Consider the following 17,196-nt stretch of genomic DNA (forward strand, 5'->3'; position numbering starts at 1 on the left):
TTACAAATTATGGTGGCTCGGGGGTGATTTGAACACCCGACCAAGGGATTATGATTCCCCTGCTCTACCCCTGAGCTACCGAGCCACAATCAAAAACAGACTATTCTAACAATAAAGTAAGAAGATAGCAATTAAGTGCTACCGAGCAAAAAATCAAGCAAAAATTACGATTATGCTTTTATTAATTGTGTATAACCGCTAATTAATATAGTCAATTTTTAACCATATACAAATTATGTATAGTTTTTTGAGGTTTTTATGAATAAATCATTTAAGGTTTCTCTTATTCAGATGCGGTGCTCTTCTGACATTGATAAAAGCATGGATAAGGCGGAGCAAATGCTTAGACAGGCGGCGAGCGATGGAGCAAAGATTGCTTGCCTACCTGAGTTGTTTCTAAGTGATTATTTCTGTCAAAAATTAGATATAAGTAAATTTGACATAGCAGAGCCCATACCAGGTAAGACTAGTGAACGTCTTGGCAAGATCGCCAGAGAAACGAAAATGGTCATTGTTGGCTCTATTTTTGAGAAGGCGGCAGCCGGATTATATTATAATAGCGCTACGATAACAGATATTAATGGCAAACTGGCAGGAAAATACCGTAAATCACATATTCCGCACGATCCGCTGTTTGAAGAAAAATATTATTTTGCTCAGGGTGACACGGGTTTTAAGGCGCATGATACGGCATTATGTAGGGTAGGAACCTTAATCTGCTGGGATCAATGGTATCCAGAAGGGGCTAGGCTTACCGCTATGCAGGGAGCTGAGATATTATTTTACCCAACCGCCATTGGTTGGCATCCGGCGGAGAAAGAGGAATTTGGGAAATCACAGATTGAGGCATGGGAGACCATCCAACGTAGTCACGCTATAGCTAATGGCGTATTTGTCGCTTCGGTAAATCGTGTTGGTCATGAGGTAACTGTTGGTGATGGGCTTGAGTTTTTTGGACATTCCTTTATAGCCGATCCTTTTGGTAGGATTTTGGCTATGGGTAGTAATGATAAGGAAGAGATAGTGAGCGCGGATATAGATCTATCACTTATAGAGCAAACTCGTCGCAATTGGCCATTCTTTCGTGACCGGAGAATAGACCTTTATGGCGGAATTACCTCACGTTGGTTGAAAAATGGTTAAGGGTTTTTGCCGTAGAGTAAGCGATAAGCATGACCAGTAGGTCATGTCAGCCGTGAGCATGCTCCATGTGAAAATCAGTAGGTTTTCACGGGGGCAAAACAATTTTATTTTTATGGATAAAAATAAAATTAAACAGTTATAACTATAGAATTTTATTTTATGAGTAAAAAACTAAAAATAATTCTAGCTCGTCCTCGCGGTTTTTGCGCTGGGGTGGATCGAGCTATTGAGATAGTAGAAAGAGCATTAAAACTATATGGCGCTCCGGTATATGTGCGTCATGAAATAGTGCATAACCGCTGGGTGGTTGAGGATTTAAGAAGTAAAGGCGTGGTATTTGTAGACAAGGTAAGCGAGATACCAGATGGTGGCATTACGGTATTTTCCGCTCACGGTATTTCAGAGAGAGTAGAAAATTCAGCTATTTTAAGAGAGCTTCCGGTGATAGACGCTACCTGCCCGCTGGTTACGAAGGTACATAAAGAAGCTCAACGTTATGAAAATGAGGGTAGACAAATTATACTTATCGGACATGCCGGACATCCAGAAGTGGAGGGGACAAGCGGCAGAGTTCGTGGTGGCGTGCTTTTAGTACAGAATGTTGAGGATGTTAGAACTCTTGACGCGAAGAACCCTGAAAAACTCGCTTATGTTACTCAAACTACTCTTAGCGTTGATGATACTAAGGATATTATAGACGCTCTTAAACAGCGTTTTCCAAATATATCTGGTCCAGAACTGCGCGATATATGTTATGCTACCCAGAACCGTCAAAACGCAGTGAGGGAACTGGCTGGACAAGTAGATATGGTGTTGGTAGTTGGCTCGGCGAATAGTTCAAACTCTAATCGTTTGCGGGATTTAGCTGAGGAGATTGGCAAGAAAGCTTACCTTATTGATGACGCTAAAGATATAAATCCTGATTGGTTTTTACAGATAGATTCAGTTGGTATAACCGCTGGAGCTTCCGCTCCCGAGCATTTAGTAACAGGTGTAGTGGAAGCCATTTCAAAAATAAGACCATCTAAGGTTGGTGATCTATTGGGGATTACTGAAAACACCCGTTTCAAGTTGCCACCTGAAGTTACCGGAGAAGTAATGGTTAGGCGTAAGGCTTAGTGTAGGCATTAGGGAACAAGAAGTGCGACCAGTAGAAAACCACCCTATGCACTATGTCAATCGCATTTGGATACAATGTCACCCCGCACGTGGTTAGCGGGGTCTGGTGGGTTGCAGAGCAATCCAGTAAAAAGCTCTGCTTTTCACAACTGGGTGCCGTCATAAAGACGGCATGACAGTGTCACGTTCAGTGTCTGATACCCCCAAAATGCAATCGCCATGTCGTTAGGCTATGGGGAATAGTGTTTAGGAAACAAGAAACTGCCTCATGAGATTTTCAGCAGAAATCTCGGAGGTGAATATAGAAAATACCCCTCACCCTAACCCTCTCCCAGAGGGAGAGGGGATATTCGTAAAGATGAGGAACAAGAAACTCGGTCAGTAGACCGAGTGAGCCTTCAGCAATGCCTTATGGTATTTCCAGTAGGAAATACCGGAGGCGAATATAAAAAACTGCCAGCAGGTCGTGCCAGCCCTGCCTGTCCGCCTAAGCTCAAAGAGCGTAGGAGGAAGCTATGCTCCATGCGAGGGATAGCAGTCCAGCAGCGGTAGCAAAATATAATAAACTATGCTGGTTTTTTCTCTTTACCAGAGACTTGATCAGAAATATCCTCTCCGGTTTCTTGATCAACGACTCGCATAGACAAGCGTATCTTACCACGATTATCTATGTCTATGACCTTAACTTTAACGCTATCACCTTCTTTTACTATATCAGTAACTTTGCCAACTCTATAGTCAGCTAACTCACTTATATGAACTAGACCGTCTTTACTGCCAAAGAAGTTAACAAACGCGCCAAAATCGACGACCCGTACAACTTTTCCGCTATGAATTTGACCAACTTCCGGTTCAGCGACTATTGAGTAAACCCAGTCATAAGCTTTTTTACCAGATTCCTCGTTGGTAGCGGCTATACGAACTGTACCATCGTCATCAATATCAACTTTAGCGCCGGTTACCTCACATATCTCGCGGATAACCTTGCCGCCACTACCTATAACATCACGAATTTTATCTTTCGGTATGTTCATTGTGGTAATACGAGGAGCGGTACTTCCTACTGAATCTCTTGGAGCGGACAAGGCTTTTGCCATTTCACCAAGAATATGTTTCCTTCCACCGTGAGCCTGATTAAGAGCTACTTCCATAATCTCTTCGGTAATCCCGTCAATTTTTATATCCATCTGTAAAGCGGTGATACCTTTTTCAGTTCCAGCTACTTTGAAATCCATATCACCAAGATGATCCTCATCACCAAGAATATCAGATAGAACTATAAAACCTGATTTTTCTTTGATAAGCCCCATAGCGATACCAGCGACCGGACGTTTCATAGGAACTCCAGCGTCCATAAGCGATAGCGAGCTTCCACAAACGGTCGCCATTGACGAAGAACCGTTAGATTCAGTTATCTCAGACACGCAGCGCAGCGTATAAGGAAAATCTTCTTTTTCTGGAAGAACTGGACGAATCGCCCGCCACGCTAACTTACCATGACCTATCTCCCTGCGCCCCGGACTACCAATACGTCCAGCCTCACCAGTTGAGTAAGGCGGGAAATTATAATGCAGCATAAAACCTTCACGATATTCACCTTCCAGAGCGTCTATTATCTGCTCGTCCTGACTGGTACCTAGTGTCGCTACCACCAAAGCTTGCGTTTCACCACGAGTAAACAGGGCAGAGCCATGAGTAAGTGGCAGAGTACCAACTTCCGCGACTATCTGACGAATCTCATCTGGCGCGCGACCATCAATACGAGTTTTATTGTTAACATAGTCAGTACGAACAATCTCCTGCTCCAACTTTTTGAGTTGGTTCATTACGGTTTTCTCATCGTAAGATTCCTCACCACCTTCAGCGCAAAGAGAATCTTTTACAGATTTTCTTATCACGTCCAGCTTGCCGGCTCTTTCTTGTTTAGCGGTTATCTTATAGGCAGCGCGCAACTCACTCTCAGCTTTACCGCTTACCTTAGCGGCAAGATCCTCATCAGATTTTATTTGGAAATCCCAAGGCTCTTTAGCGGATTCTTCAGCGAGTGATATTATCAAATTTATAACATCCTGCATTTGCTTATGACCATAACTTACAGCGCCAAGCATCACTTCCTCCGAAAGTTCCTCAGCCTCTGATTCTACCATCAGAACAGAGCGACCAGTACCAGCGACAACAAGATCAAGTTCGCTATCAGCCAATTCATCATGAGTTGGGTTTAATACATAATCACCATCAATATAGCCAACACGACAGCCAGCGATAGGCCCCATGAACGGAACACCAGAAATGGTAAGAGCGGCTGAAGCGCCAATCATAGCCACTATATCAGGGTCATTTTGCAAATCATGAGATAGAAGAGTACATATTACCTGTGTCTCATTATAGAATCCATTAGGAAAAAGCGGGCGGATAGGGCGGTCAATCAATCTGGAGGTAAGAACCTCTTTTTCTGTCGGGCGACCTTCACGTTTGAAAAATCCACCTGGTATCTTCCCAGCGGCAAAAGCCTTCTCCTGATAATTAACGGTAAGTGGAAAGAAATCTACATCTGATTTTGGTGATTTGGCGGCGACCACCGTACATAACACAACAGTCTCGCCATATGTCGCCAATACAGCGCCATCAGCCTGACGAGCGATTTTACCGGTTTCAAGAGTTAGTGTACGATCACCCCACTGAATAGATTTCTTTACTACATTAAACATTATTTATATCTTCCTTTTCCTATTTATTCTTTTACCAACATTCTAGAAACACATTACCGAAACTACTTCCTGATACCAAGCTTGCCTATTATTGTACTGTAACTATCAAAATTTTTCTTTTTAAGATAGTCAAGCAGGCGACGACGGCGACCTACGAGAATAAGTAGACCCCTGCGCGAATGGTGATCTTTCTTATGAGTCATGAAATGCTCGGTAAGGTGGTTTATACGCGCGGTAAGTAGAGCGATTTGCACCTCAGCGGAACCTGTATCATTCTCCTTAACGGCGAATTCCTTAATTATATTATCTTTATTTATTGCTTCACTCGACATCGTAGCCACTCCTTATATCAAATTTATAAATTAAACACACGAACCGGTTTCATCACCCCTGCCTCATATTTACAGATAGCCACTGGAACACCATCATTCCTAGCGAATAAAATAGTGTTACCATCCGCCGATACTTCTCTTCCCATAAAAGACGGGACAGAAATACTTTGTCCATTCCGTAAAAATTCTGCCTGAGTAGAATTAACATCCCACGCCAAGATGTCGTCCAGCGCGGATTCCACAGGTCGCAAAAAATCAACAGAGCCTTTATGCACCATATCACCTAACTTTTCCAGTGAAATCGCATTGTTTTTATCAAATTTTCCAACTGAAATACGGCAAAGGTACGATACATAACCGTAACAGCCGATTATACGTCCTATATCCCTTGCTATAGAGCGTATATATGTCCCTTTGCCACATTCACATATAAATCTTGTGCTTTTATTATTATGTTCTTGTATATCAATATGATATATATTAACTATACGCTCCTTTAACTCTATGTCTTGCCCGTTTCGTAACAAATCACAGGCTCTTTTTCCATTAATTTTAATCGCTGAGTAATCAGGAGGGGTTTGCCTGATATTTCCGGTAAATCTTGGTAGTAATTCTGTAATATCACTTTTTTTAGGTCGTATATCCGATGATTTTACTACTTCACCTTCTGCGTCGTCAGTGGTTTTTTCCTCACCCCAATTAACCGTAAACTCATAAATTTTGTCGGCATCCATCATGTAATTTATAGTTTTAGTCGCCTCACCAAGAGCAAGCGGTAAAACGCCACAAGCAAGCGGATCTAAAGTTCCGGCGTGACCAATTTTTTTGGGATTTAGAATTTTTTTTACTTCTGCCACCGCTTTCGCTGAACTTATACCAACAGGTTTATCAATACTTATCCAGCCATTGAGGTTCTTCGTGTTTTTATTATTCCTCAAGCTTACCTAGCCCTTTATCAGAATCATGTTTCAGGTCTTTAGCCACATCAGGGTTTTTTAGCAGGTCATTTATTCTTTGCGCTTCCTCATAAGAGTTATCAAGAGCAAAATGAAGTTTTGGTATATAGCGCAATCTTAGGCGTTTTGATATTAAGTGACGGAATTTTGGTGATGATTCTTTTAACGCTAACAGCAACTCATCCTTACGCTCTCCGGCAAGTGGCATGACATATACAGTAGCGTTTTTTAAGTCAGGACTGACTCTGACTTCTGATACGGTAATAGAAGAATTAAGAAGTGTAGGGGAGTGAACCTCACCACGCATCAACAATTCCGCTATTATATGACGTATCTCTTCACCGACTCTGAGTTTACGTTGCCCACTACCCGATTTTTTTTTATCTGAAAATAAATTATGCATAATAATAGTGGCATTAGGCACTAGGCTATAAGCATTACAGCTAATGCGTAATATCCAGCCTCCTCTATATTGTCCGTGCGGTTTCTTCTATCTCAAAAGCCTCTATCTGATCATCAGCCCTTATGTCATCATAATTCTCAAACGCCATCCCGCACTCTAAGCCGCTTTTAACTTCTTTTACCTCATCCTTAAAGCGTTTGAGGGTTTTAAGGGCTCCTTCATGTATAACTACGTTATCACGTAACAATCTAACTTTAGCGCCACGCTTTATTATACCTTCAGTTACGATACAACCAGCCACCTTACCAATTTTACTAATGTTAAATACTTCACGGATCTGAGCATAGCCAAGAAAATTCTCTTTAAGTATCGGGGATAGCATACCAGAAAGCATGGCTTTTACATCATCCACCACATTATATATAATTGAGTAATAGCGTATGTTGATATTTTCTTTCGCGGCGAGTTCTTTGGCTTTAGGGGCGGCTCTCACGTTAAAAGCGATAATTAAAGCACCAGTGGACTTAGCTAATGTTATGTCGGATTCAGAAATACCCCCAACGGCGCTGTGTAAAACCCGAACCGCAACCTCATTATCAGAATATTTTGTTATTGAGGAGGCGATCGCCTCAACCGAGCCATGCACATCGGCTTTTATTATAACCGGTAATTCTTTAGCGCCAGTACCAGCGGCTTCCCCGAACAAATTATCTAAAGAGCGAGTTGATAGAGCTACATTTTTTTCTCTTATAGTACGTGTTCTATACTCAGAAATATCCCTCGCCACTTTCTCATTCTCAACTACCGAGAAAATATCACCAGCATCAGGAGCGGTGTTAAGCCCAAGTATTACAACTGGTGTTCCTGGTATCGCCTCTGATATAGGATTTCCTTTATCATCAAGCATATTACGGACTTTACCGTTAGCTATACCTGCCACTACCACATCACCCACTTTCAACGTACCTTTTTGGATAAGTATAGTAGCTACCACACCTTTACCTTGATCAAGTTTAGCCTCAACCACTATTCCGCTTGCCATCCGGTCTGGATTCGCCTTAAGCTCCAAAATCTCCGCTTGCAATAACAGAGCTTCTACTAACTTATCAAGATTCTGTCTGGTTTTCGCTGAAATCTCAACCACCATCACGTCACCACCAAACTCTTCAGCGATTAAGTTGTATTGCATCAATTCTTGCTTCACCCTAGCTGGATCCGCGCCAACCTTGTCAATTTTATTAATCGCGACGACAATAGGAACCTCAGCGGCCTTAGCGTGATTTATAGCTTCTTTGGTCTGTTCCATAATACCGTCATCAGCGGCAACAACTAATATTACAATATCCGTTATTTTAGCGCCACGAGCGCGCATAGCGGTAAACGCCTCATGACCTGGTGTATCAAGAAAAGTCACTTTCTGCCCATTTTCAACACTAACCTGATACGCGCCTATATGTTGAGTAATACCGCCAGCCTCTTTTGCCACCACGTCAGTCATACGTAACGCATCTAGCAATGAGGTTTTTCCATGATCAACATGTCCCATTATAGTAACTATTGGCGGACGTGGACGAAGATCTTTCGCGTCATCTCCCTCATCATCTTTTAGTATATTCTCAACATCACCTTCAGTAACACGCTTGAATTTATGACCAAACTCACCAACAACAAGCTCTGCCGTGTCAGCATCTATAGATTGCGAGGCGGTTGCCATTATACCAAGTTTCATCAATGATTTTATTACGTCAACAGTACGTTCAGCCATTCTATTAGCGAGTTCCGAGACATTTATAGTCTCAGGTATTACGACTTCGCGAATGACTTTTTCACTTTCCGTTGGTTTATTCATCGCCTTCTTTAGAGCTTTTTCACGAGCCCTTTTGATTGAGGCAAGCGAACGAACTCTTTGTTCCTCAATATTTGATAGAGCTTGATGGACAGTGATTTTACCCGATGACCTTCTGTCCTCACCGCCACGTAGCCTTAATTTCCCTGATTTTTCTTTTTTATTGCTCTCCTCACCGTCAGAAAAATCATGCGATGATTTACCGGAGAGCTTATGTGCGGAAGATGGCTGTTCCTTAGGCTTTTCATTTTCACTTTGCCTTGCCTTAATAGGAGTGACTATTCCCGAAGGAGCAGGTATTGTTATATCAGATCTACGTTTTGGTTTTTTCTCTACTTCGACCGGTTCATTAATCGTGTCGGTTTTTTCACCAGCTTCTTTATCGTTCTTTAGACCATCATCTTCATCTTTTGTCTTGGTAGGTTGTGGTTTATTTTTTTCATACTCTTGCCGTTCTTCCGCTAGTTTCAAAGCTTTTAAGCGGCTTTCACGCTCTTCAGGAGTAAGCTGTGACATAGGATCGTCAATATCAGCTGACGATAAAATTCCTTTGTTCTTTTTCACCTCAACCATCGGAGCGCCACGCTTACCTTGAGTAAAGGTACGGGTTTTACGAACCTCAACAGTAACCGTTTTGGAGCGCCCATGCGTAAAATTTTGCTTTACCTTGCCGCTTTCAACAGTCTTGGTAAGTTGCAGGCGATTAGGCTTGCCAACTTTGAGCGTATCTTTTTTTGCGTTATTATCACTATCCGACATATATATTTTTTGTTCTTAATATTTTATTTAGTTAATAACATCGCCGATAATACACAAGACAATCATAGAAGCAAAATAAATTTATACTTTAATGATTTAGCTAGTGACTACACAGCGTCGTCGCTACTCGTTTGACTTTTAATTATCCCAAGACTCTCTTGCTTCCATAATGAGTGCTCCAGCATCATCATGGCTAAGAGCGTCTTTTGGCATAATCTCTTGTAATTCATCAGTTGATAAATCAGCGAAATCATCAAGGGTTAAAACCTTGTTGTTTCCAAGATTCTCTAGCCATTCAGGATCAAATGATGACTTGTCATTTAGGAAATTAATCAACGAATCTTCAACTCCTATCTCTTTTAGCCTAGCTTCCCGTTTTTCTTGTTCAGAAGCTAGATAATCACGCGCGCGCTTATGCAATTCTTCTGAGACATTTTCATCAAATCCCTCAATAGCTATCAGATCTTCTATTGGTATGTAAGCCACTTCCTCAATAGAGGTAAATCCTTCAGCTACCAACAGATGAGCGATAACCTCCTCAACGTCTAGCGCTTCTACAAACAGAGCTGATAGTTTATTGAATTCTTCCGTGCTACGCTCTGACTCAGCCGCCTCTGTTAGTATGTCAATATTCCATCCAACCAGTTGTGAGGCAAGGCGGACATTCTGACCACGACTACCAATAGCCTTTGATAGTTGATCGTCTGGCACTACTACCTCAATACGTTCTTTCGCCTCATCAATCACAACTTTACTTACCTCAGCGGAAGAAAGAGCGTTTACCACAAAATTAGCCGGATCCGCTGACCATTCTATAATGTCTATTTTTTCTCCTTGTAGCTCACCAACAACCGCTTGCACGCGACTCCCACGAACACCAACACATGATAATACCGGATTAACACTTACATCACGTGATATAACAGCTAATTTAGCGCGTGAACCAGGGTCACGAGCGACCGCTTTTATAGTTATAATACCATCATATATTTCTGGAACTTCTTGCGCGAACAATTTAGCTAGGAACTCAGGATGAGTACGCGACAAGAATATCTGTGGACCAGATTTCTCACGTCTTACGTCCGCTATGTAAGCGCGGATACGGTCACCAGTTCTAAATATCTCACGTGGGATAAGATCATCACGGCGTATCACCGCTTCGGTGCGACCAAAATCAACCACTACATTGCCATATTCAACACGTTTCACGACACCGCTAGCGATTTCACCAACTCTGTCCTTGAATTCCTCGTATTGTTTTTCACGCTCAGCGTCACGAACCTTTTGTAATACAACTTGTTTAGCGGTTTGTGCCGCTACCCTACCGAAATCAATCGGTGGAAGCAGGTCTTTTATCTCATCACCTATTTCTAGGTCAGAGTTTATCTTTTTCGCTTGCTCAAGTGTAAGTTCGGTAATTTCATTTTCAACTTCCTCAACAACCGTACGCACCCGATACAGCAATATCTCACCACTTTTCTTATCAATTTCCGCGCGTATATTGTGCTCATGGCCATATTTACGGCGACCAGCGACTTGAACCGCTTGCTCCATAGCCTCAATAACCGCTTCTTTGGGCAAGCCTTTCTCGCGGGCGACCGCGTCAGCTATCTGTAGTAACTCACTGCTTCCATAAATAGGTTGATTAGCGCTCATTATATCATCCTTTCACAATTTATATTTGTACGTTATCTTGTTTCTCTTTTAGCTTTTTACTAGCTTTTCTTCCAGATTTTTTATCAATTTTCTTCTCACTATTTTGTTTGCTTAAATATTCCTCAACCAGCGCGTCAGTCATTACTAACTTGGCAAAACGTATATTATCGTGAGCTATCCTAGCGGTAATACCATCATCACACTCTAGCGATATAGCGTAACCATCATCATGTTTTTCTAACTCTTGTAGTATGCCACGAAAACGTTTGCGCCTTTCTATGGGCATAATAGTCTCTAGCTTTATCTCATAACCAGTAAATTTAGAATAATCATCCGGTTTAATCAGAGGTCTGTCAACTCCGGGTGAGCATACTTCCAAATTATAAGCGCCAGATAGCGGATCATCAACATCAAGCAAAGCCGATACCGTGTCGCTTATCTTAGCGCAGTCGTCAAATCCCATTATACTATCGTCCGCCTTTTCCGCCATGATAGTAAGCGTCTTACGGCGGGCGCTTTCAGTAAGCTTTATTTGTACCAAACTATAGCCAAGAGAATTGACTGAAGGCTCAATAATATCGGTTATGCGTGATATAATATCCACTTTATTTTACTCTAAAGATAGGGTAACAAAAAAGGCGGGCAAAAGCCCACCTCTCAAATTTTTTGCCATTATACATATCTATGCTGCTAAGGCAAGAGGTTTATTTATAAGTTAATTATTGTTAAACTTCTGGGCTATTTTATCAGTGATATATTTCTTTTCCGCGTAACTAATATTAAATTGTTCATAAAAAACAATTTCTTCAATCATGCTAATGAGTTTAGTTAAAAGAATATCTCGTTTCATACGTGAAATCATACCCAAATCAATTTGTTCAAGCAGAGTATTATAAATATGTTTTATAACACTGCTTTCTGTAGATATCTCATCGTTTTCCGTTTCCAGATTATTCTCGTTATCACGCACCGCCAATAGCATAAAATTTCTCCCTATATATTAAAATTAATTAACTAATTGGTTATGTAGCTATACATAAATTAACTATTTGTCAATAAATAAATCAATAATTTGGAGGAATCTGCTATTTATACGTTATTTCAACATCTTGACGTTATACGCAAGTGACTAGTATAATGAATAATAATTATATTTTGAGGTATAAAAAATTAACCTTTTTGCATGATATTTTCCTGAGAAAGTCCGCGTTCTTTTATTTTTTCTTGCATAGCTTTAACAACTTCCACAGCTTTTTCAGACGCTAAATTATGCATTTTTTGATGTTGTGACATGTCTTGGTTAATCGGTATTAAGTCATTGAGGTGCTGCTCCGCTTTGCTAATTAGCTCTTCGTCAGGAATTTTCTTAAACCTATCGTCAGTATTAGCTATTACTAAGGTAGCAAGTTCTTTTAATGGGTTATTATTGCTGTCGTTCATAGGAATAAGATTATCATTTTTAATGTTAGCAATAACTTCAGCTCCTGCTTTTAATACATCATCATACACTTGCTGATAATTAGGTTTTGTATCTCTATTTAATAATCTGTCTAATACCGTGTTCATAATTATACCTCAATAACCATGTCTTATTTTCAAGCAGTAGAGAATGATAAATGAAAATTAATAATAGTCAATAATTTTACGTTATCTACTCCATTATCTTTAGGGAAAATGATACAGCGTCTCCTTCAGCAAGTTTTTCTTTTTTGCGGATTAATGATTTTACGGGAAGCAAGTAAGAACCGGCTTTGTTGTCAGGGAATATAGAGGTTTTCCAAGTGGTTTCCCCTATTTTTACCTCAACCGGAAGCGAGCCAAACGGTATATTAATGTGTGAACAGAAAAATTTTATTTCCTCAGAAATCTCTTTCGGTAAAGTTATAAAGTACCAAGCGGCTTTACCTTTATATTTCCATAAGCTAGCGGTTATTTGGTATTTTTTCACTGTTTTCCAAGCAATTCCAGTAATTTCTCTGCCGCTAGTGGTATATTAGTACCAGGACCAAAAATAGCGGAAACTCCCGCCTGTTCCAGCACCGGATAATCCTGCGCCGGTATTACTCCACCACAAACTACTAAAATATCACCACGACCAGCTTCCTTTAGCGCCGCTATTAATTGCGGGACGAGGGTTTTATGACCAGCGGCGTGGCTGGAAACCCCAACGATATGCACGTCATTTTCCACCGCTTGTCTCGCGACTTCCTCTGGCGTGGCAAATAACGATCCAACATCGACATCAAAACCCATATCAGCAAAGGCGGTGGCGATTACTTTCGCGCCTCTGTCATGCCCATCTTGTCCCATCTTGGCGACTAATATACGTGGTCTGCGTCCTTCATTCTCAGCGAATTTGGACACTTTATCACGAATTGGTTTTAAGCTATCATCACTATCATACACCGCGCCATATACTCCTGATATTGTTTTAACGCTAGCGTTGTAACGCCCATAAATTTTCTCTAAAGACTCTGATATTTCACCAACGGTTGCTCTTGCCCTAGCCGCCTCTACCGCTAATTCTAGCAAGTTACCACTATTATCTTTTGCCGCTTTAGTAAGTTCCGCCAACGCTTTTTCGCAAGCCAACTTATCACGGTTTGCCCTTACGTTATTAATTCTCTCTATCTGTGATTTTCTTACCTTGCTATTATCAACATCCAAAATATCTATTGGGTCTTCCTTAGCTAATTGATACTTGTTTACACCAACTATAATATCTTCCGCCCGATCAATTCTTGCTTGCTTGCGTGCCGCTGATTCCTCAATTTTCTGCTTAGGGATTCCCGCTTCAATAGCTTTCGTCATCCCTCCTAGCTCATTTGCTTCCGCTATTAGCTCCTCAGCGTGTTTTACGAGGCTAGCGGTCAGCGACTCAATATAATAGCTACCACCAAGAGGGTCTACGGTTTTGGTAATTCCAGCCTCATGCTGTAATATAAGCTGAGTGTTGCGGGCGATACGCGCGGAAAAATCAGTGGGTAGGGCGATTGCCTCATCCAGAGCGTTAGTATGTAGTGACTGCGTGCCGCCAAGAGCCGCCGCCAATGCCTCAATAGTTGTACGTACAACATTATTATACGGGTCTTTTTCAGTAAGTGATACGCCGGAAGTCTGGCAATGGGTACGCAGTGCCGACGACATTGGTTTTTTCGGGTTATATTTCGCCATAGTTTTCGCCCAGAGTAGGCGAGCGGCACGGAGTTTGGCTATTTCCATAAAGAAATTCATGCCGATAGCAAAAAAGAACGATAGGCGAGGGGCAAAATCATCAACGTTAAGTCCCTTGCTAAGAGCGGCTTTTACGTACTCCTCACCATCAGCTATGGTATAGGCGAGTTCTTGAACCGCTGTCGCTCCCGCCTCATGCATATGATAACCGGAAATTGATATTGAGTTGAACTTTGGCATATTCTTCGCGGTATATTCTATAATATCAGCGACAATCCTCATACTCGGCTCTGGCGGGTAAATATAGGTATTACGCACCATAAATTCTTTTAGAATGTCATTTTGTATCGTACCGGAAAGCTGCTCTAACTTTACGCCCTGTTCTAAACCAGCTACTATGTAACTAGCTAGTATGGGAAGTACTGCTCCATTCATGGTCATTGACACGCTCATCTTATCAAGCGGTATACCATCAAACAATATCTTCATGTCCTCCACTGAGTCAATAGCGACTCCGGCCTTGCCAACATCACCGACTACTCTTGGATGATCCGAGTCATAACCTCTATGAGTTGCCAGATCAAAAGCGACTGAAAGCCCCTTTTGTCCGGCCGCCAAGTTTCGCTTGTAAAAGGCATTAGACTCCTCAGCGGTAGAAAAACCAGCATATTGCCGCACCGTCCATGGACGTACAGTATACATAGTAGCGCGAGGTCCCCGCGCGAAAGGAGCGAATCCCGCTATAGTGTTGGTGTCCTCTAAACCGTCTAAATCTTCCGCTGTATAGATGGGCTTTACTGTAAAACCTTCCGCTGTCTCCCAGTTCAGATTTTCCAGAGGAATGGCATTTCCCTCCTTATCAACTCCTAAATCTTTTTGCGCTAGCTTTTGCCAGTCAGAAATAGTTTTCTTAGGAAAATCCACCATAGTATTCTCTCCATCATTATGATGTTTTTTAGTGTGTAATCTAACTCTGCAATATGCTACATTAAGGGCAAAATAGCAAGGAATAAGCTTGTATGGGCAATATATTAACAATTGTTTAATTTAAGAGTCATACAATTGACACATGTTAGAATTTTCTAAGAAACAACAAAATAGGATAGTAGGCTTTTCACTGCTTGAGCTTTCAATCGTCTTGCTAATATTAGGCTTAATGATTGGTGGGATAATGTCTGTGCTAACGCAAGAAACAAGGCAGAGAAAACAAGATGATTTTACGCGGAAAATGACAGCGATAGAAGACGCTCTTGCCGCTTTCGTAAAGAAGAATAAGGCTCTACCATGTCCGGCGGACGCTACTTATCTCGTAACTAACCAGTATTTTGGTGTGGAAGGTGGAACTACCGGAGCTGGAAGTTGTGTAAACGGTGCTACTTACGATGGAAATGGTAACAGAACCGCTGATACCACACCGCCAACCGCTAATTTTATTAGCGGTAATGTAGTAGGGGGAGTAGTGCCTGTGCGCTCGCTCGGACTTGCTGATGAATATGCTTTTGACCCATGGGGCGGCAGATTTTCCTACCATGTTGACCGCCGTTTTACCGCGACTAACGCTTTTGATACCTACCAGCTAAATAACAGCACAGGTGGTATAACCGTAAATGATACCGCAGGTAATACCCGTTCGGCAAACGCTATAGCGGTAGTTATATCACACGGGGAAAATGGGCATGGAGCGTTCCAGCTAAGTGGTGTTCGTAAAACCGCCGGATCCACCAATAGCAATGAGCAAACAAACTGCCACTGCGACAGCTCAGCGACCGCCGCCGCTTACTCAACCACTTTCATAATGGGCAGAGCGACAACTACCGATAATACCGATTTAAGAGCCTCATTTGATGATATAACTAGATATTATACACGTGGCAGCTTTTTTACCAATAGCGATGTTGTTACGGAAAAATATTGATTTAACAATATGTTAATTGGGTTTTAGCTGAGATTTAACATTAAAAAATCAGTTTCACAAAATTGTAATACTATCAGCAAGTTAGCTGTGTTAGATTAGGGTATGAGTGTGAATAAAGAAAATGATGGTATGGAAAACGGAAATAACTTAGATATTTCCGGTATGTTGGCTCGTGTAAATGATTCTGAAAGAGGAAAAAATGTAAAATTTGCTTTTTCTAATCATGGTGCTGCTGACCCTGCAACATATAATGGTGTCACTATTGATACAATGCGGCAAAGTAATGATCCCGCATTCAGAAAAATAACTGAAGCACAAATGAAGGCAATGGGTGGGGTGGCATATTTTGCGCCTGTTTTTGAAAAAGAGCATGGGAGAGAAATTAACATTAAAAACGAGGAAGATCTCGCCGCGTATAATAGATGGAGTTTACAGAAAGCGGGGAAACATGGAGTTGAACCGTTGAAGATGGAAACGGTGAATACTCTTTCCGAAGAAAATATCAATAAATTCTTTGTAGAAAATTATTTTGATAAAGCAGGAATTAACGCTGTTAAAGACAATAGAGTACAGTATGTTTTATTTGATATGAGTATAAATTTTGGTGCCGGTTCTGAAAAAAGAAATAACGGTATGGCAGGAATATTGAAGAGAACACTGGACAAAGATTTTCCTGAAGCTACTGGAAATAATATTTTTGAAAGAGCAAATAATGTTGATGGAAGAGAGCTAATTAAAAGTCTAGCGGAAGAAAGACTCGCAACTTACGAACGTATTATTGAAAAAAACCCTCTCAAAGCAGAGTTTCGTAATGGTTGGCGTAACAGAACAAAAAATGTTACCGAGCAAGCGTTAAATGAAGAGTTTAATGTTGCGGATCTAGGGAGCGAGAATACTGTTTCAAGATATTCAAAAAGAAATAAAACTTATGGTGTTAGTGGTATTGCTGATGGTTCGTTTTTTGATGCTGATTCAAGTTTCTGGCAATCAATATTAGGTATAGTAAAAGATTTAATCGCAGCCATTACCAACTTGTTTTCTGACGATAAGAAAGTAACTATGGCAAGCGCCGATAGTGGCGGCAGAGAATTTAATACCGCTTCCATTACCCCACCACCATCTACTCCATCTGGTGGTAAGTCGGTAATTTCTAATCCAAGAATAGGGTGATTTGCTATTTTCTGT

General features: G+C 41.3%; 16 protein-coding genes and 1 tRNA gene. 5 read left to right on the forward strand and 12 right to left on the reverse strand.

The genetic code is table 11. The annotated features are described in order from the left end of the window. Positions 1-10: 10 nt before the first annotated feature. Positions 11-85 (reverse strand) — tRNA-Met (locus tag R3D71_03770). A 173-nt stretch (positions 86-258) separates the two neighbouring features. Between R3D71_03770 and R3D71_03775 the strand changes: the two genes are divergently transcribed. The 3 genes from R3D71_03775 to R3D71_03785 all read left to right on the forward strand — a co-directional run bounded on the left by R3D71_03775 (position 259) and on the right by R3D71_03785 (position 2,814). Beyond that, entirely contained in the window at positions 259-1,143 is an 885-nt protein-coding gene (locus tag R3D71_03775) for a carbon-nitrogen hydrolase (protein ID MEZ5690765.1), read from the forward strand. Positions 1,144-1,302: 159 nt separating this feature from the next. Further along, a complete protein-coding gene (ispH, locus tag R3D71_03780; GenBank protein MEZ5690766.1) occupies positions 1,303-2,262 on the forward strand; it encodes a 4-hydroxy-3-methylbut-2-enyl diphosphate reductase in 960 nt (319 codons plus the stop codon). Between the two features lie 411 nt (positions 2,263-2,673). Beyond that, positions 2,674-2,814, forward strand: coding sequence for a hypothetical protein (locus R3D71_03785; protein ID MEZ5690767.1), 141 nt, complete (start codon positions 2,674-2,676; stop codon positions 2,812-2,814). 14 nt (positions 2,815-2,828) lie between these two features. On the opposite strand, the gene pnp is transcribed toward R3D71_03785, so the two are convergent. The 11 genes from pnp to scpA all read right to left on the reverse strand — a co-directional run bounded on the left by pnp (position 2,829) and on the right by scpA (position 15,023). Continuing rightward, positions 2,829-4,970 (reverse strand): polyribonucleotide nucleotidyltransferase, encoded by a 2,142-nt coding sequence (gene pnp / locus R3D71_03790; protein ID MEZ5690768.1) that lies wholly within the window; start codon positions 4,968-4,970, stop codon positions 2,829-2,831. A gap of 62 nt (positions 4,971-5,032) precedes the next feature. Further along, on the reverse strand, positions 5,033-5,302 hold the full coding sequence (gene rpsO, locus R3D71_03795; protein ID MEZ5690769.1) for a 30S ribosomal protein S15: 270 nt from the start codon (positions 5,300-5,302) through the stop codon (positions 5,033-5,035). A 23-nt stretch (positions 5,303-5,325) separates the two neighbouring features. After that, positions 5,326-6,240: a tRNA pseudouridine(55) synthase TruB gene (truB, locus tag R3D71_03800; protein MEZ5690770.1), complete on the reverse strand. Its 915-nt coding sequence runs from the start codon at positions 6,238-6,240 to the stop codon at positions 5,326-5,328. Next, positions 6,230-6,661 carry a 30S ribosome-binding factor RbfA gene (gene rbfA / locus R3D71_03805; protein ID MEZ5690771.1) on the reverse strand — a complete coding sequence of 144 codons (432 nt, stop codon included), beginning with the start codon at positions 6,659-6,661 and terminating at the stop codon, positions 6,230-6,232. Before rbfA ends, truB begins: the two co-directional genes overlap by 11 nt. Positions 6,662-6,725: 64 nt before the next feature. Further along, positions 6,726-9,266, reverse strand: a complete 2,541-nt coding sequence (gene infB, locus R3D71_03810) for a translation initiation factor IF-2 (protein MEZ5690772.1) — start codon at positions 9,264-9,266, stop codon at positions 6,726-6,728. A gap of 138 nt (positions 9,267-9,404) precedes the next feature. Then, positions 9,405-10,922 (reverse strand): transcription termination factor NusA, encoded by a 1,518-nt coding sequence (gene nusA, locus R3D71_03815; protein MEZ5690773.1) that lies wholly within the window; start codon positions 10,920-10,922, stop codon positions 9,405-9,407. 19 nt (positions 10,923-10,941) lie between these two features. Next, positions 10,942-11,526, reverse strand: coding sequence for a ribosome maturation factor RimP (rimP, locus tag R3D71_03820; protein MEZ5690774.1), 585 nt, complete (start codon positions 11,524-11,526; stop codon positions 10,942-10,944). 111 nt (positions 11,527-11,637) lie between these two features. Continuing rightward, entirely contained in the window at positions 11,638-11,904 is a 267-nt protein-coding gene (locus tag R3D71_03825; protein ID MEZ5690775.1) for a hypothetical protein, read from the reverse strand. Between the two features lie 188 nt (positions 11,905-12,092). Next, positions 12,093-12,488, reverse strand: a complete 396-nt coding sequence (locus tag R3D71_03830) for a hypothetical protein (protein ID MEZ5690776.1) — start codon at positions 12,486-12,488, stop codon at positions 12,093-12,095. An 85-nt stretch (positions 12,489-12,573) separates the two neighbouring features. Beyond that, the gene (locus R3D71_03835; protein MEZ5690777.1) at positions 12,574-12,870 is read right to left on the reverse strand and encodes a DUF1905 domain-containing protein; all 297 of its coding nucleotides are present in this window, start codon (positions 12,868-12,870) and stop codon (positions 12,574-12,576) included. Then, positions 12,867-15,023, reverse strand: coding sequence for a methylmalonyl-CoA mutase (gene scpA, locus R3D71_03840; protein MEZ5690778.1), 2,157 nt, complete (start codon positions 15,021-15,023; stop codon positions 12,867-12,869). Before scpA ends, R3D71_03835 begins: the two co-directional genes overlap by 4 nt. 142 nt (positions 15,024-15,165) lie before the next feature. On the opposite strand from scpA, the gene R3D71_03845 reads away from it, so the two are divergent. After that, a complete protein-coding gene (locus tag R3D71_03845; protein MEZ5690779.1) occupies positions 15,166-16,011 on the forward strand; it encodes a type II secretion system protein in 846 nt (281 codons plus the stop codon). 102 nt (positions 16,012-16,113) lie between these two features. Further along, entirely contained in the window at positions 16,114-17,181 is a 1,068-nt protein-coding gene (locus R3D71_03850) for a glycosyl hydrolase 108 family protein (GenBank protein ID MEZ5690780.1), read from the forward strand. Positions 17,182-17,196 lie beyond the last annotated feature (15 nt).

Source organism: Rickettsiales bacterium, assembly GCA_041396965.1.
In the GTDB taxonomy this organism is placed as follows: domain Bacteria; phylum Pseudomonadota; class Alphaproteobacteria; order Rickettsiales; family SXRF01; genus SXRF01.

Excerpts from the sequence above, each read along its gene's own strand:
- R3D71_03775 (MEZ5690765.1), top strand. The coding sequence starts at position 259 with ATGAATAAATCATTTAAGGTTTCTCTTATTCAGATGCGGTGCTCTTCT.
- ispH (MEZ5690766.1), top strand. The coding sequence starts at position 1,303 with ATGAGTAAAAAACTAAAAATAATTCTAGCTCGTCCTCGCGGTTTTTGC.
- R3D71_03785 (MEZ5690767.1), top strand. The coding sequence starts at position 2,674 with ATGGTATTTCCAGTAGGAAATACCGGAGGCGAATATAAAAAACTGCCA.
- pnp (MEZ5690768.1), bottom strand. The coding sequence starts at position 4,970 with ATGTTTAATGTAGTAAAGAAATCTATTCAGTGGGGTGATCGTACACTA.
- rpsO (MEZ5690769.1), bottom strand. The coding sequence starts at position 5,302 with ATGTCGAGTGAAGCAATAAATAAAGATAATATAATTAAGGAATTCGCC.
- rbfA (MEZ5690771.1), bottom strand. The coding sequence starts at position 6,661 with ATGCATAATTTATTTTCAGATAAAAAAAAATCGGGTAGTGGGCAACGT.
- infB (MEZ5690772.1), bottom strand. The coding sequence starts at position 9,266 with ATGTCGGATAGTGATAATAACGCAAAAAAAGATACGCTCAAAGTTGGC.
- nusA (MEZ5690773.1), bottom strand. The coding sequence starts at position 10,922 with ATGAGCGCTAATCAACCTATTTATGGAAGCAGTGAGTTACTACAGATA.
- R3D71_03825 (MEZ5690775.1), bottom strand. The coding sequence starts at position 11,904 with ATGCTATTGGCGGTGCGTGATAACGAGAATAATCTGGAAACGGAAAAC.
- R3D71_03830 (MEZ5690776.1), bottom strand. The coding sequence starts at position 12,488 with ATGAACACGGTATTAGACAGATTATTAAATAGAGATACAAAACCTAAT.
- scpA (MEZ5690778.1), bottom strand. The coding sequence starts at position 15,023 with ATGGTGGATTTTCCTAAGAAAACTATTTCTGACTGGCAAAAGCTAGCG.
- R3D71_03845 (MEZ5690779.1), top strand. The coding sequence starts at position 15,166 with ATGTTAGAATTTTCTAAGAAACAACAAAATAGGATAGTAGGCTTTTCA.
- R3D71_03850 (MEZ5690780.1), top strand. The coding sequence starts at position 16,114 with ATGAGTGTGAATAAAGAAAATGATGGTATGGAAAACGGAAATAACTTA.